A 14643-nucleotide genomic window follows, 5' to 3' on the forward strand; every position below is an offset into this window, starting at 1 on the left:
ACTGGTTTTCCACCGCTCGGGCCTGAGCGACTATCCAATACACAAGAATGTCCTCTGGAGCATCCGATCGTGTTCGAGCTTGAGTATTGGCAACGCAAAGCCGCTTCCCTGCGGTTTCCCGACCAGGCCGTGATCGATGGCCAGCGCCGAGCGGCGCAATCGGGGCAGACTTTCGCCGCGATCAACCCCGCCACCGGGCAATGCCTGGCCAATGTCGCGGCCTGTGGCGAGCAAGATGTGAATGCGGCGGTGCGCAATGCACGGCAAGTGTTTGAAGCCGGCACCTGGTCGGCACGTTCGCCGACCGAACGTAAACAAGTGCTATTGCGCCTGGCCGACTTGATCCTCGAAAACCGTGAAGAACTGGCGCTGCTCGATTCGCTGAACATGGGTAAGCCCGTCACGGACGCCTACAACATCGATGTGCCGGGTGCTGCCGGGGTGTTGCGCTGGTACGCCGAGAGCCTCGACAAACTCTACGATCAGGTCGCACCGAGTGCGCAGAACGTGCTGGCGACCATCACCCGCGAAGCCCTCGGCGTAGTGGCTGCCGTGGTGCCGTGGAATTTTCCGCTGGACATGGCCGCGTGGAAACTCGCCCCAGCCCTGGCCGCAGGTAACTCGGTGATTCTCAAGCCGGCCGAGCAGTCGCCGTTTTCGGCCTTGCGTCTGGCGGAGCTGGCGCTTGAAGCCGGTGTGCCTGCGGGTGTGTTGAACGTACTGCCGGGCCTGGGCGAGCAAACCGGCAAGGCCCTTGGCCTGCACCCGGACGTCGATTGCCTGGTGTTCACCGGCTCCACTGAGGTCGGCAAATATTTCATGCAGTACTCGGCACAATCGAACCTGAAACAGGTGTGGCTGGAGTGCGGCGGCAAGAGCGCCAACCTGGTGTTCGCCGATTGTCAGGACCTGGACCTGGCCGCCGAGAAAGCCGCGTTCGGCATCTTCTTCAATCAGGGCGAAGTCTGTTCGGCCAACTCGCGATTGCTGGTGCAGCGCTCGATTCATGACGTGTTCGTCGAACGTCTCAAGGCCCAGGCCGAACGCTGGTTGCCGGGCGATCCGCTGGATCCGTCGAGCGCTGCCGGTGCCATCGTCGACAGCCGTCAGACCGCGCGCATCATGAAGTTCATCCAGCAGGCCGAGCAGCAAGGTGCGACCAGGGTTTGTGGTGGTCGGCAGTCGATCTTCAACGGCTCCGACAACTTCATCCAGCCGACGATCTTTACCGGCGTGACACCGGACATGCCGCTGTTTCGCGACGAAGTATTCGGCCCGGTTCTGGCGGTCACGGCGTTTGATGACGAGGCCCATGCGTTGCACTTGGCCAACGACAGCGTCTACGGTCTGGCGGCTTCGCTGTGGACCGACGACCTCAACCGCGCCCACCGCGTGGCGCGACAATTGCGAGCGGGCACGGTGTCGGTCAACAGCGTCGATGCACTGGACGTGACCGTTCCTTTTGGCGGCGGCAAGCAGTCCGGTTTCGGCCGTGACCTGTCCCTGCATTCATTCGATAAATACACCCAGTTGAAGACCACCTGGTTTCAATTGCGCTGATAACAAAACGGAGAACAGGCGATGACCACACCACGTGAAACCCGCGACTACCAGGCCGCCGACGCTGCGCACCACATCCATGCGTTCGTCGATCAGAAAGCCCTCAACGACGAGGGGCCAAGGGTGATGGTCCGTGGCGAGCGCCTGCACCTGTGGGACAACGATGGCCGCCGTTACCTCGACGGCATGTCCGGGCTGTGGTGCACCAACCTCGGTTACGGGCGCAAGGACCTGGCGGCCGCGGCGAGCCAGCAACTGGAACAGCTGCCGTACTACAACATGTTTTTCCACACCACCCACCCGCAGGTGATCGAGCTGTCCGAGCTGCTGTTCAGCCTGCTGCCGGGTCACTACAGCCACGCGATCTACACCAACTCCGGCTCCGAGGCCAACGAGGTGTTGATCCGCACGGTGCGGCGTTACTGGCAGGTGCTCGGCAAACCCGAGAAGAAGATCATGATCGGCCGCTGGAACGGTTACCACGGTTCGACCCTGGCCGCGACGGCGCTGGGCGGCATGAAATTCATGCACGAAATGGGCGGCATGATTCCGGACATCGAGCACATCGACGAGCCGTACTTCTTCGCTCACGAGGGCAACCTGACGCCAGCCGAATTCGGTCTGCGTGCGGCACAGCAACTGGAAGCGAAAATTCTCGAACTGGGTGCGGACAAGGTCGCAGGCTTCATCGCCGAACCCTTCCAGGGCGCCGGCGGGATGATCTTCCCGCCGGAAAGCTACTGGCCGGAAATCCAGCGCATCTGCCGCAAGTACGATGTGCTGCTGTGCGCCGATGAGGTTATCGGCGGCTTCGGTCGTACCGGCGAATGGTTCGCCCACGAGTACTTCGGTTTCGAGCCGGACACCCTGTCCATCGCCAAGGGTCTGACCTCGGGTTACATCCCCATGGGCGGCCTGATCCTGTCGAAGAAAATGGCTTCGGTGCTGGTGGAGCAGGGCGGCGTGTTTGCCCACGGCCTGACCTATTCCGGACACCCGGTGGCGGCGGCGGTGGCGATTGCCAACCTCAAGGCCCTGCGCGATGAAGGCGTGGTGACGCGGGTCAAGGACGATATCGGCCCGTACCTGCAACAGTGCCTGCGCGAAGTGTTTGGCAAGCACCCGTTGGTGGGCGATATTCAGGGCACCGGCATGGTCGCGGCGCTGCAACTGGCCGAAGACAAATCCACGCGCAAGCGCTTCGCCAATGAGAACGACATCGCCTGGCGCTGCCGCACGATTGGCTTTGAGGAGGGGGTGATCATTCGCTCGACTTTAGGCCGGATGATCATGGCGCCGGCGTTGATTGCCAGCCGTGAAGAGATTGACGAACTGATCGCCAAGACCTTGAAAGCGGTGGATCGTACGGCGCAGGAATACGGCCGGCTCTGATCGTGTAGCGTTCTCTCGGACCTCTTCGCGAGCAAGCCCGCTCCCACATTGGATTTGTGTCTGACACGGATCCCCTGTGGGAGCGGGCTTGCTCGCGAATGCTATGGCCCATTCAACATAATTCCAGCACCTTGCACCCACCTCGGGCATCCCCGCCCACAGCGCCCTTTCACAGTGCGCGCTAACCAGTTTTTTCATCACTCGCATCCACAAATTTCCTCATTTTCCTAATCCTGCCCTTGGGCCAACATCGATCTCGCCAGCCCGCCGAATGCTGCCCGCCGAAGGGTCCCTCAGAGACCACAGGTTGCAGCCGATTCAGGGCTCGCCGTACTGCCCATGACAAAACTAAATCAACAGCTTTGGGAGTGCTCCATGATCAAGTCCTTGCTTACCCGTGTTGTCCATCCACTGGCGGTCACCGCCATCGCCGCGACGGTCGCCACCAGCGCCCAGGCCGGCACCCTGTCCATCGGCCACACCACCTGGGTCGGCTACGGCACCCTGTACCTGGCCCGGGACCTGGGCTACTTCAAGGAAAACGGTTTGACCGTCGAATTGCCGGTGGTCGAAGAGGCGGCGATGTACATGGCCGCACAAGCGTCTGGCGAGTTGTCCGGCTCGGCGTCGACCATCGACGAGGTGCTCAAATACCGTCCGCAATTCTGCTTCAAGGCCGTGGCCGCACTGGACGACAGCCATGGTGGCGACGGCGTGCTGGTCGGCAAGGACGTCAAGAGTTTGCAGGAGCTCAAGGGCCAGGCCGTGGCGGTGAACGAAGGTTCGACCTCGCAGTTCTGGTTGTCGTATCTGCTGAAAAAGAACGGCATGAAAATGAGCGACATCACCGTGCAGAACATGACGGCTGACGATGCCGCCACCGCGTTCATCGCCGGTCGCGTACCCGCTGCCGTGACATGGGAGCCGCACCTGTCGATGGTGCGCGACAAGAAACAAGGCAAGGTGCTGATCGACAGCAGCAGCACACCGGGGGTGATCGTCGACGTGGTGGCACTGAACTGCACCGTCATCGAAAAACAGCCGGAAGACGTCAAGGCACTGGTGGCCGGTTTGTACAAAGCCGTGCAGTACACCAAGGATCATCCGCAGGAAGCCTACAAAATCATGGCCAAGGGTGTCGGCGGCTATCTGGCCGATCCGAAGGAAATGGAAGCGGCCGCCCAGGGCGTGCGCTTCTACGATCAGGCCATGAGCGAAAAACTGCTGGGTGCGCCGGGCAAACCGGGTGACAGCGCGCCGCTGATCAAGCTGGCCAACGAGACCGCCAGCGAGCTGCAAGGCAAGCCCTACAACGTCAGCAATGACGACCTGATCGACAACCGCTTCGTCACCCCGCTCTAGGAGGCTGCATGTTCAAGCGCAATTCGTGGCTGAGCCGCTGCATCACACCCAAGACCGGGTTGCCGGTCTCGGTGATCTGGAGCGCGAGTGGTCTGGCCTGGGTGCTGTTGGTCGGCCTGTGGGCCGGGTTGTCCTACGGCGATGTGGTGCCGGGCATGTTCCTGCCGACGCCGGGCGCGGTGATCGAGGCCGCTGTGCGCCTGGGTCGCGACGGCACCCTCGGCCAGCATGTGTGGGCCAGCGTCGAAGTGGTGATGGTCGGTTTCATCGTGTCATCCCTGGTGGCCGTGCCGCTGGGGCTGTTGATGGGCAGCTTCCGCATCGTCCAGGCGTTCCTGGAGCCGATGGTCAACTTCATTCGCTACCTGCCGGTGACGTCGTTCGTACCGCTGTTCATCCTGTGGATCGGCATCGGTCTGGAGCAGCGGGTCTCGGTGATCATTTTCGGCGTGTTCTTCCAGCAACTGGTGATGATCGCGGACGTGTCCAAAGGCATCTCCAAGGATCTGATCAACGCCTCCTATACCCTCGGTTCGAACCGTCGTGACGCGGTGCTGCATGTGATCGCCCCGGCTTCCTTGCCAGGCGTGCTCGACACCCTGCGGGTGACCATGGGCTGGGCCTGGACTTACCTGGTGGTGGCCGAACTGGTCGCCGCTTCCAGTGGCCTGGGTTACCTGAGCCTCAAGGCCATGCGCGGCTTTCAGGTAGATGTGATTTTCCTCGCCATCGCGATCATCGGCCTGCTGGGTCTGGTCACCGATCAACTGTTCCGTTTCCTTCGTCTGAGGATTACCGCATGGGCTCAGTAACCGCCGCCACTCATCGTTTTGTCGCCCCTCAGGCTGCCCCGGTGAACGCGCCCCGGCTGCAGGTGGACAAGGTCAGCCTGCGTTACAAGAAGCCGGATGGCGGGACCTTTACCGCGTTGGAAGAAGTGTCGTTCGAGGTGCCGGACCAGCAATTTGCCGTACTGGTGGGGCCGTCGGGTTGCGGTAAATCGAGTCTGCTGTACCTCACCGCCGGCCTGGCGGAACCGACGTCGGGGGAGATCTACGTCGGCGGCCAACAGGTGGAAGGCCCCGGCGCGGATCGCGGCATGGTGTTCCAGAGCTACACGCTGTTCCCGTGGCTGACCGTGCGGCAGAACGTCGAGTTCGGCCTCAAGCGGCGCGGCATGCCGGCGGCGCAGCGCAAGGATATTGTCGACTACTACGTCAATGAAGTGGGCCTGAGCGGCTTTGCCGACAACTACGCCAAGCAGTTGTCCGGCGGGATGATGCAGCGCGTCGCCATCGCCCGCGCGCTGGCCAACGACCCGCAGATCCTGCTGATGGACGAACCCTTCGGCGCCCTCGACAGCCAGACGCGCCTGCAAATGCAGCAGTTGTTGCTGCGGGTGTGGGGCAACAGCAAGAAGACCGTGTTGTTCGTGACCCACGACATCGACGAGGCGATTCTGCTCGGCGACCGGGTCTACGTCATGGGCGCCAGGCCGGGGCGGATCAAGCAGATCCTCGATGTGCCGATCGAACGTCCGCGCAACCTGGACATGGTCATGGAGCGCTCATTCATCGAGATGAAGCGCGAGATCTTCGGGCTGCTGCATGATGATCTGGAAGAGGTGCATTAAGCCAGGTTTGCACAGACCCTGTGGGAGCGGGCTTGCTCGCGAAAGCGGTGTATCAGACAACATTGATGTCGGATGTACTGGTCTCTTCGCGAGCAAGCCCGCTCCCACAGGATTTGCATCTGACTTGAGTGAGGCGCTACGGCGCAACCGGCAACAGGAACCGCGCAATCACCGGCAAGTGATCGGAGATACGCAACGTATCGTCCTGCCGCACCGTCGCCTCCACCCGTTTGATCCGCGGACTGTAGAACAGGTAGTCGACAGTCCGGTCCGGGCCATTCAGCCCGGGGTCGTTCGGGTAGTGGGTCAGCCAGCGCTCGCGGTCGATCCCGCTGGCTTCGTTGTTGGTCGGGATCATCGGGTACTTGTCCCACAGCAGGTGCAACGGGCTGTCGGCGGAGTAGGGCGCGCGTTGCGCATCGGACAGGCGTCGATACTGACCCAGCGGCAACAGGTTGAAATCCCCACCGATCAACCACGACGTGCCACGGCTTTCGAGTTTATCGAGGGTCCGGGCCACGGCTTTCACCTGGTTTTGCAAGGTGTTGTCGGCTTGGGTCGCACGCTCCAGATGGGTATTGAGCACCGCCATCTGCCCACCGTCACTCAACGGCAAGTAGCTCACCAGCAAGGCGTTTCTGGGTTTGAATTGGCGGCTGAGCGGATTGCCCGAGACGACGGGCAGTTGCAGGCGTTGGGCATGTTCGATCCGGTAACGGCTCAGGGTTGCCAGTTGCCGGCCGACGCTGCCGAAGATATGCGGGTCCGGTACGAAGTCGGCCTTCCAGTCGAAGGCGCTGACGGTGCAGGGGTACAAATCGGCGAGCCGTTCCTGCAGCAGTTTGAACTGGTGCTGGTAATCGCTGGTCTTGGCGCCGTCGTCCAGCTCCTGCAACAGCACGACATCCGGTTGTTCGTCGCGAATCACCCGCGCCACTTCGTCGAGGCTGAAGGCCATGTCTTCCGTTGTGGGGCGTTCGTCGGTACCAGCGGCCAGGTCATTCCAGAACACGTAACGCTTGCCGGCCAGGTACTGAACGTTCCAGGTCATCACTTTCAGTGCCTGCCCGGGGACCAGGGTGGGGGCCTGGGCACTGCAACTGACGGGCAACTCTTCATTGGCGTCGGGGCGCCAGGTCAGGCTGTAGGTCATCACGGCGACCAGGCCGATCACGATCAGCAGGCCCAGCAGGGTGTGGCGCAGTAGACGGGTCATGGCTCGGCTTATTGGCGTTGCAAAATTGTTCCCGAGCATACCCGAGAGCGATGGGCGCGCCCAAGGTCAGAGCGAGCTGTCATTGCTCTCAGGCAACGGGTTGATCAGCATGAACAAACGGAACAGCACCACACTGGTAAACAGCTGCAGGAAACTGTGGGCGCTGTCGATCAGCAGCGAGATCACCGGGTTCTGCGGTTCGGGGTACACCGCCAGGGTCGCCCCCTTGAGCAGCCACAGCGGCCCCATCACACACAGAATGCACAGCAGGATGCGCAGGAAGTGACCTTGGGTCATGCGCAGGCTTTCCTTCATGGCCGCCAGCGGCGCCATGCCGCGCAACACCAGCAGGTATTCGCCAAACGCCAGGGTCACCATCAGATAGATACCCGGCAGGAAATACAGCGACAGGCCCAGCAGTATCAGCACGGTGTTGAGCGCCGTCAGCAGGGCGAAACGCGGCCACAGGCTCGCCGCCATCGCCAGCAGGTCGCGGTTGCGCGGTGATTCGCCCCGGCTGCGGGCATCGAGAAACAGAATCAGCGCGGCGGTGTACAGCGGGTACACCAGCAAGCCGACAATCACGCTGATGCCGGGGAAACTGTCCGGCTCCGTGGAGTGGTCGACCACTTGTTGCAGCAGCGCCTCAAAAATGACCAGCGGCAGGCACAGCTGCACGATCTGGCCCAGATTGCGCTTGAAGAAATACAGAGAGTCACGCAGCACATCTAACGGATTCATCGTTGGTATCGCAGGTTGAAAGCAGTGGTCCACTTTAACCGATCAAGTGCCGGGAGACGCAAACGTAAACGTTCAGTAAAGGTCATTGAAACAGTTTGTTTCAGCCTCCATTAAGGTCGGGCACCTTATCCTCATTGGATAAAGGCAACGATTTTCCCGGCAATCTACGAGGTCGCCATGAACAGCGAAGAACAAACCCTGATCGATGGACTGTTTTCCCGGCTGCAGCAGGCCGAAACGGACTCAGCCCCGCGCGACGCTCAGGCCGAGGCGCGGATCAAGGAACACCTGACGCGCCAGCCTGCGGCAGGATATTTCATGACCCAGGCGATTCTGGTGCAAGAGGCAGCAATCAAGAGCCTCGATGAGCAGAACCAGCAACTGACCCGGCAAGTCCAGCAATTGCAGGCCGAACTGCAACAGGCCAAGGCCCAGGCGACCCCGGCTCCAGCGTCGAGCAGCGGTGGCTTTTTGTCGAGTATCTTTGGCGGCGCTTCCCGTGATCCACAACCGGCACCGACCCAGAGCTCGGCGCCATCGAGCGGTGGCTGGCGTGAACCAGGACGCTCGTCGTTCGGTTCGCAAGCGCCACAGCAGAACTTCGGTGCCCCGCAACAGAACTTTCCACAACAGGGCTATGCCCCGCAGCAGCAAGCACCGGCAGCGGCCGGCAGCAGTTTCCTCGGTGGTGCGCTGAAAACCGCCGCTGGCGTGGCGGGTGGCGTGATGCTGGCACAAGGCATTAGCAGCCTGTTCCATCACAATCAGCAACCGGAAGTCGTCGAAGTCATCAAGGAAGAGCCGGCCCAGGTCGACGACCAGGGCACCAATGGCTGGGGCGATGACCAGCGCATGGCCGGTAACGACTCCTACAGTAACGATCAGGGCGGCTTCAGCGACGCTGACTACAGCGATGACTCGATCTTTGGCGGCGACGACGATTCCTTCGTCTGACACCCAGTAGCGAGGGAGCTTGCTCCCTCGCCACATAGCCGATTATTCGCGGAACCATCCTCTGGGCTGGCATACTGGGCGACCTTTCGGGCCTGGTGCCTGATTCAGCCTTGAGGAAAGCCGGTGAAAAAAATCGCAGTGTTCGCCGATGTCCAGAACCTCTACTACACCGTGCGTCAGGCTTATGGTTGCCACTTCAACTATGCCGCGCTGTGGGCTGACATCAGCCAGCAGGGCGAGATCGTCGAAGCCTATGCCTACGCCATCGACCGTGGCGACAGCAAACAGCAGCAGTTCCAGCAGATCCTGCGTAACCTCGGTTTCACCGTGAAACTCAAGCCGTTCATCCAGCGCAGCGATGGTTCGGCCAAGGGTGACTGGGACGTGGGCATCACGCTCGACATCATGGATGCCGCCGATCATGTCGATGAAATTGTCCTGGCCTCTGGCGATGGCGATTTCGACATGCTGCTCGAACGCATCATCAGCAAGCATGGCGTGCAAGCCGTGGCCTACGGCGTGCCGGGGCTGACGGCCAACTCGCTGATCCGCGCCGCCAGCCGCTACGTGCCGATCGAAGGCGCGTTGCTGCTCAAGAATTGATTTTTACGGAGTTGAACCAGGTTTGGAACGCATCGCAGTCATCGACTTTGAAACCACCGGGATCTCCCCGAGCAGCAGCTGCCGGGCCACGGAAATTGCCGTGGTGATCCTTGAACAGGGGCGCATCGTCGAGCGTTACCAAAGCCTGATGAATGCCGGCGTGCGCGTCCCGGCTTTCATCGAGCAGCTCACTGGCATCAGCAACGCCATGCTGCGCACCGCGCCGTCGGCGGAGCAGGTGATGAACGAAGTGAATGAGTTCGTCGGCACCACACCCTTGCTCGCGCACAACGCCGCGTTCGACCAGAAGTTCTGGGACTTCGAACTGGGGCGAATCAAGCGCACCCGCTTGCAGAACTTTGCCTGCTCGCTGCTGTTGGCCCGCCGCCTGATGCCCGCCGCGCCGAACCACAAACTCGGCACCCTCACCACCTTTGCCAATCTGCCCCACACCGGCAAGGCCCACCGGGCCATGGCCGATGCCGAGATGGCGGCCAACCTGACGGCGCACCTGGAGGAAGAATTGCTCCAGAAGCATGGCCTGCGCGAGCTGTCCCATGACTTGCTGTGCAAGTTGCAGAAGGTGCCGGCGGCGAAGGTGGGTGAACATCTCAAGCGCTATCGCTGATCCCGAACTCACCACAATTCCCCTGTAGGAGCGAGCCTGCTCGCGACGGGGTGTCAGGTTTCCCGCGTTATCGTTGGCGACCATCGCGAGCAGGCTCGCTCCTACAGGTTCCGCGTTCGATCAAAGCTTGCCATTCCCTTCGATATGCCCCAACGGCACTCGCTTCTCTATCGCACTGGACAACACGATCGACGTCTTGCTGAACCCGAACGTGGCGATCCGGTTGATCAGTTCTTCCAGCTCCGGCATCGAGCCCACCGCGGCTTGCATGATCACGCACGGATCGCCGGTCACCCGATGGCATTCGGTCAATTGCGGGATTTTGATCAGGTCGTCGTAGGCCTTCTGGTTGCCGTGCTGGTTCAGGCGCAGTTCGATCACGCACTGGATCGGCAGGCCCAGCTTGGCCATGTCGACCTTTGCCTGATAGCCGGTGATTACGCCACTGGCTTCGAGCTTGGCCACGCGCTCGGCCACGGCGGGGGCCGACAGATTGACCTTGCGCGCCAGGTCCGCGTAGGACGCGCGACCGTTTTCCAGCAGGGCGCTAAGCAGCATGCGGTCGTATTTGTCCATGGGGCGACTCCTGAAAGTGGTCGACTTTCGAAAACATGGTTTATAGCGCTGAACTCCGTGTTTTGAAAAGTGTACTGGCGCTTTAAACAGGTTTTGTAACTTATTTTCCGTCGTCAGCCTTTCTAGAATAGCCGTTCACTTGTCCTTGCCTGTGAGCTGCCCCCCATGTCCGGCCTTCGTCGCTTTCCCTTACCTTTGATCGCTGCCTTTTTCGCCTTGTACGTGATTTGGGGCTCGACTTACCTGGTGATCCGTATCGGTGTGGAATATTGGCCACCGCTGCTGCTCGCCGGCATCCGCTTCGTCATTGCCGGGACCTTGATGTACGCCTTCCTGCGCTGGCGCGGGGCGCCGGCACCGACCTGGACACAGTGGAAAGCCGCCGGGGTCATTGGCGTGTTGCTGCTCGCCTGTGGCAATGGCGCAGTCAGTGTCGCCGAGCACACCGGGGTGGCTTCTGGCGTCGCCGCATTGGCGGTGGCGACGGTGCCGCTGTTTACCTTGCTGTGCGGATATTTCTGGGGCGCACGTAATACCCGTCTCGAATGGGCCGGGATTGTGCTCGGGCTGATCGGCATTGCCATGCTCAACCTGGGTTCCAACCTGCAATCGAGCCCATTGGGTGCGGCGTTGCTGGTCTTTGCAGCGGCGACCTGGGCGTTCGGCTCGGTATGGAGCAAACACTTGCCATTGCCACAAGGGGCAATGGCCAGTGCCGTGGAAATGCTGGTAGGTGGTGTAGTGCTGCTGATCGCCAGCGCGGTCAGCGGTGAACACCTGGAAAAGGTCCCGCCCGTCGAAGGCTGGGCAGCCCTGGCATACTTGACCGTGTTCGGCTCGATCATCGCCTTCAACGCCTACATGTACCTGTTGAAACACGTGCGCCCGGCGGCGGCTACCAGTTATGCCTACGTCAATCCTGCGGTGGCGGTGTTGCTGGGGATCGTGTTTGTCGGCGAGACCATCGGCATCGAAGAAGCACTGGCGATGGCTGTGATCATCAGCGCGGTGGTCTTGATTGGCTTGCCGCAGTGGCGTCGCGCGCCAGAGCGGCCGGTGGTGACGTCGGCAGTACCGACAGAATCCCGAGTGAATTAGGGTAAACTGCGCGGCATTGCATCTTGTTTTGCACACTTGTTTTGAACAACCCGCGCTGAATTTTCCTACGGTACTCCCATGACTTTCGCCACCCTTGGCCTGATCGAACCCTTGCTGCGCTCCCTTGAGACGCTCGGCTACCAGACTCCGACGCCGGTTCAGGCGCAAGCCATTCCGGCGGTGCTGGCCGGTCGCGACCTGATGGCCGCCGCCCAGACCGGCACCGGCAAGACCGCCGGATTCGCCCTGCCGCTGTTGCAACTGCTGGCCATGGAAGGGCCGAAAGTCACCGCCAACTCGGTCCGCGCGTTGATCCTGGTACCGACCCGCGAGCTGGCCGAGCAGGTTCACGAAGCCGTGCGCCAGTACGCCGAAAACCTGCCGCTGCGTACTTACGCGGTGTACGGCGGCGTCAGCATCAACCCGCAAATGATGAAGCTGCGCAGCGGTGTCGACCTATTGGTGGCGACCCCGGGGCGCTTGCTCGACCTGTTCCGCCAGAACGCGCTGAAGTTCAACCAGCTGCAAACCCTGGTGCTGGACGAAGCCGACCGCATGCTCGACCTGGGCTTTTCCGAGGAGTTGGCGAACATTTACCGCGCGCTGCCGAAGAAGCGTCAGACGCTGCTGTTCTCCGCGACCTTCTCCGATGACATCCGCCTGCTGGCCGGGCAGATGCTCAACGACCCGCTGAGCATCGAAGTCAGCCCGCGCAACGTGGCGGCCAATACGGTCAAGCAATGGATCGTGACGGTGGACAAGAAGCGCAAGCCGGAACTGTTCGTGCACCTGATGCGCAAGGGCAAGTGGAAGCAGGTACTGGTGTTCGCCAAGACCCGCAATGGTGTGGACGCGCTGGTGGAAAAACTTCAGGGGCTGGGCATCAACGCCGACGGCATCCACGGCGACAAGCCCCAGGCGACCCGCCAGCGCGCGCTCGATCGTTTCAAGGCGAGTGAAGTGCAGATCCTGGTCGCCACCGACGTGGCCGCCCGTGGTCTGGACATCGAAGACCTGCCGCTGGTGGTCAACTTCGACTTGCCGATCGTCGCCGAGGATTACATCCACCGCATCGGTCGTACCGGTCGCGCGGGCTCGACCGGCGAGGCGATTTCCCTGGTGTGCGCCGATGAAGTGAATCTGCTGTCAGCCATCGAGATGCTGACCCGCCAGACCTTGAAGCGGCAGAACGAGCCCGACTTCGAGCCGGAGCACCGCGTACCTGACACCGATGCCAGCGGTCAGGTCGTCAAGAAGCCGAAAAAACCGAAGAAGCCCAAGGCTTCCGGTGGTGGCGGTGGCAAACGCAATCTTGGCAAGTGGGTGGACAGCGGAGAGGTTGCGCCGGCGGAGCCTTCGATCAAGCCAGTGCGCAAGGTGCCGGTGTTCAATACCGGGCCGCGTAAGCGTAAGCCTTAAAGAAACAGCTGCAAGCGGTAAGCTACAAGCGGCAAGTCAGAGCCGTTAGCTTGCAGCTTGCAGCTTGCAGCTTGCAGCTTGCAGCTTGCAGCTTGCAGCTTGCAGCTTACAACTTGCCGCTGCTCCTGAGCCACTCCACCATCCCCAACCCCGCCGCTCGCCCACTGGCAAAACACGCGGTCAGCAGATAACCGCCCGTCGGCGCTTCCCAGTCCAACATTTCCCCGGCGCAAAACACGCCAGGCATTTGCTTGAGCATCAAGCGCTCATCCATCGCCTCGAACAACACACCGCCCGCGCTGCTGATCGCCTCGTCCAGCGGACGGGTTTTCACCAGTGTCAGTGGCAATGCCTTGATCGCTTTGGCCAGCAAGGCCATATCGGCAAAGCACTCGGCGCTGGTCAGTTCACGCAAAAGTGCCGCTTTTACCCCATCGATGCCCAACTGACTGTGCAGATGCTTGGCCATCGAGCGTGAACCTCGTGGTTTGCTCAACGCCGCCAACACTTTATCCACAGGCCGGCCCGGCAACAGGTCCAGATGAATCGTCGCCGTACCGTGCTGGTTGATCGCGTCGCGGATCGGTGCCGACAGGGCGTAGATCAAACTGCCCTCGATCCCGGTGGCGGTCATCACGCATTCGCCGAGCCGGGGGATGTCGTCGTTCAGGCCGATGGCGATGTTTTTCAGCGGCGCGCCGGCGAATTTACTGACTATCAATTCACTCCAGGCCTGCACCTCAAAGCCGCAATTGCTCGGTTGCAAGGGCGCCAGTCCTACGCCGTGCTGCTCCAGTGCCAGCATCCAGGCGCCGTCCGAACCCAGGCGTGACCAACTGCCGCCACCGAGGGCGAGCAGGGTGGCATCGGCTTGCACGGTTTTTTCGCCTTCCGGGCTGTCGATTCGCAAACCGCCATGTTCGTTCCAGCCGAGCCAGCGATGGCGGGTGTGGATAACTACACCGCTGTCGCGCAGGCGTTTGAGCCAGGCGCGCAGCAGCGGTGCGGCTTTCATGTCGGTGGGGAATACCCGGCCGGAACTGCCGACGAAGGTCTCGATGCCCAGCTCGTGAATCCACTGGCACAGCGCTTCGGCGCCGAAGCCGCGCAGCAGAGGGGCTATTTGCGGGGCGCGTTCGGCGTAGCGCGAGAGAAATGCCGGGTAGGCTTCGGAGTGAGTGATGTTCATGCCGCCGACGCCGGCCAGGAGGAATTTTCGTCCCACCGAAGGCATGCCGTCGTACAGGTCGACCTTGATCCCGGCCTGGCTCAGCACTTCAGCTGCCATCAAACCGGCAGGACCGCCGCCGATGATGGCGACGCGGGAAGGGGAGGCGGTTGAGGGCTGGTTCATGATGAGAGCTGCGGCCTGGCTGGATAAGCCGCGCATTCTAGCAGCCCGGATCCCTGTGGGAGCGGGCTTGCTCGCGAAAGCGGAGTGTCAGATACATAGGCGTTGAG

14 protein-coding genes are annotated in these 14643 nt (G+C 61.5%); 10 read left to right on the forward strand and 4 right to left on the reverse strand.

Annotated features, from left to right (window positions below):
- Positions 1-69 precede the first annotated feature (69 nt).
- The 5 genes from AC3WN7_RS03660 to AC3WN7_RS03680 all read left to right on the forward strand — a co-directional run bounded on the left by AC3WN7_RS03660 (position 70) and on the right by AC3WN7_RS03680 (position 5947).
- Positions 70-1560, forward strand: coding sequence for an aldehyde dehydrogenase (locus tag AC3WN7_RS03660; protein ID WP_102673650.1), 1491 nt, complete (start codon positions 70-72; stop codon positions 1558-1560).
- A gap of 21 nt (positions 1561-1581) precedes the next feature.
- Entirely contained in the window at positions 1582-2952 is a 1371-nt protein-coding gene (locus tag AC3WN7_RS03665) for an aspartate aminotransferase family protein (RefSeq protein ID WP_007975821.1), read from the forward strand.
- A gap of 375 nt (positions 2953-3327) precedes the next feature.
- On the forward strand, positions 3328-4314 hold the full coding sequence (locus tag AC3WN7_RS03670; RefSeq protein WP_095965698.1) for an ABC transporter substrate-binding protein: 987 nt from the start codon (positions 3328-3330) through the stop codon (positions 4312-4314).
- Between the two features lie 8 nt (positions 4315-4322).
- Positions 4323-5126, forward strand: a complete 804-nt coding sequence (locus tag AC3WN7_RS03675; protein WP_102673648.1) for an ABC transporter permease — start codon at positions 4323-4325, stop codon at positions 5124-5126.
- On the forward strand, positions 5114-5947 hold the full coding sequence (locus AC3WN7_RS03680) for an ABC transporter ATP-binding protein (protein ID WP_007975815.1): 834 nt from the start codon (positions 5114-5116) through the stop codon (positions 5945-5947). The genes AC3WN7_RS03675 and AC3WN7_RS03680 overlap by 13 nt, the downstream gene beginning before the upstream one ends.
- Positions 5948-6083: 136 nt before the next feature.
- Here AC3WN7_RS03680 and AC3WN7_RS03685 read toward each other — a convergent pair whose 3' ends face one another.
- Both AC3WN7_RS03685 and AC3WN7_RS03690 read right to left on the reverse strand, forming a co-directional pair.
- Positions 6084-7163, reverse strand: a complete 1080-nt coding sequence (locus AC3WN7_RS03685) for an endonuclease/exonuclease/phosphatase family protein (protein ID WP_102673647.1) — start codon at positions 7161-7163, stop codon at positions 6084-6086.
- A 66-nt stretch (positions 7164-7229) separates the two neighbouring features.
- Positions 7230-7904 carry a YciC family protein gene (locus AC3WN7_RS03690; RefSeq protein ID WP_102673646.1) on the reverse strand — a complete coding sequence of 225 codons (675 nt, stop codon included), beginning with the start codon at positions 7902-7904 and terminating at the stop codon, positions 7230-7232.
- 177 nt (positions 7905-8081) lie between these two features.
- Between AC3WN7_RS03690 and AC3WN7_RS03695 the strand changes: the two genes are divergently transcribed.
- From AC3WN7_RS03695 to AC3WN7_RS03705, 3 genes are all read left to right on the forward strand, one after another.
- Entirely contained in the window at positions 8082-8858 is a 777-nt protein-coding gene (locus AC3WN7_RS03695; RefSeq protein WP_102673645.1) for a DUF2076 domain-containing protein, read from the forward strand.
- A 123-nt stretch (positions 8859-8981) separates the two neighbouring features.
- On the forward strand, positions 8982-9461 hold the full coding sequence (locus AC3WN7_RS03700; RefSeq protein WP_007975807.1) for an NYN domain-containing protein: 480 nt from the start codon (positions 8982-8984) through the stop codon (positions 9459-9461).
- A 22-nt stretch (positions 9462-9483) separates the two neighbouring features.
- Positions 9484-10089, forward strand: coding sequence for a 3'-5' exonuclease (locus AC3WN7_RS03705; RefSeq protein WP_007975805.1), 606 nt, complete (start codon positions 9484-9486; stop codon positions 10087-10089).
- 120 nt (positions 10090-10209) lie between these two features.
- On the opposite strand, the gene AC3WN7_RS03710 is transcribed toward AC3WN7_RS03705, so the two are convergent.
- The gene (locus tag AC3WN7_RS03710; protein WP_007994028.1) at positions 10210-10665 is read right to left on the reverse strand and encodes an Lrp/AsnC family transcriptional regulator; all 456 of its coding nucleotides are present in this window, start codon (positions 10663-10665) and stop codon (positions 10210-10212) included.
- 165 nt (positions 10666-10830) lie between these two features.
- Between AC3WN7_RS03710 and yedA the strand changes: the two genes are divergently transcribed.
- Positions 10831-11763, forward strand: a complete 933-nt coding sequence (yedA, locus tag AC3WN7_RS03715) for a drug/metabolite exporter YedA (RefSeq protein ID WP_095965694.1) — start codon at positions 10831-10833, stop codon at positions 11761-11763.
- Between the two features lie 78 nt (positions 11764-11841).
- Positions 11842-13182, forward strand: a complete 1341-nt coding sequence (gene rhlE1 / locus AC3WN7_RS03720) for an RNA helicase RhlE1 (RefSeq protein WP_015096940.1) — start codon at positions 11842-11844, stop codon at positions 13180-13182.
- A 106-nt stretch (positions 13183-13288) separates the two neighbouring features.
- Here the strand turns inward: rhlE1 and AC3WN7_RS03725 are convergent, their stop codons facing one another.
- Positions 13289-14536: a TIGR03862 family flavoprotein gene (locus tag AC3WN7_RS03725; RefSeq protein WP_178082407.1), complete on the reverse strand. Its 1248-nt coding sequence runs from the start codon at positions 14534-14536 to the stop codon at positions 13289-13291.
- Between the last annotated feature and the right edge of the window lie 107 nt (positions 14537-14643).

Source organism: Pseudomonas sp. FW305-70 (genome assembly GCF_058783925.1).

What these genes read in the sequence shown, in the direction of transcription:
- AC3WN7_RS03665 (WP_007975821.1), top strand. Translation starts at nt 1,582, where the DNA reads ATGACCACACCACGTGAAACCCGCGACTACCAGGCCGCCGACGCTGCG.
- AC3WN7_RS03670 (WP_095965698.1), top strand. Translation starts at nt 3,328, where the DNA reads ATGATCAAGTCCTTGCTTACCCGTGTTGTCCATCCACTGGCGGTCACC.
- AC3WN7_RS03675 (WP_102673648.1), top strand. Translation starts at nt 4,323, where the DNA reads ATGTTCAAGCGCAATTCGTGGCTGAGCCGCTGCATCACACCCAAGACC.
- AC3WN7_RS03680 (WP_007975815.1), top strand. Translation starts at nt 5,114, where the DNA reads ATGGGCTCAGTAACCGCCGCCACTCATCGTTTTGTCGCCCCTCAGGCT.
- AC3WN7_RS03685 (WP_102673647.1), bottom strand. Translation starts at nt 7,163, where the DNA reads ATGACCCGTCTACTGCGCCACACCCTGCTGGGCCTGCTGATCGTGATC.
- AC3WN7_RS03690 (WP_102673646.1), bottom strand. Translation starts at nt 7,904, where the DNA reads ATGAATCCGTTAGATGTGCTGCGTGACTCTCTGTATTTCTTCAAGCGC.
- AC3WN7_RS03695 (WP_102673645.1), top strand. Translation starts at nt 8,082, where the DNA reads ATGAACAGCGAAGAACAAACCCTGATCGATGGACTGTTTTCCCGGCTG.
- AC3WN7_RS03710 (WP_007994028.1), bottom strand. Translation starts at nt 10,665, where the DNA reads ATGGACAAATACGACCGCATGCTGCTTAGCGCCCTGCTGGAAAACGGT.
- yedA (WP_095965694.1), top strand. Translation starts at nt 10,831, where the DNA reads ATGTCCGGCCTTCGTCGCTTTCCCTTACCTTTGATCGCTGCCTTTTTC.
- rhlE1 (WP_015096940.1), top strand. Translation starts at nt 11,842, where the DNA reads ATGACTTTCGCCACCCTTGGCCTGATCGAACCCTTGCTGCGCTCCCTT.
- AC3WN7_RS03725 (WP_178082407.1), bottom strand. Translation starts at nt 14,536, where the DNA reads ATGAACCAGCCCTCAACCGCCTCCCCTTCCCGCGTCGCCATCATCGGC.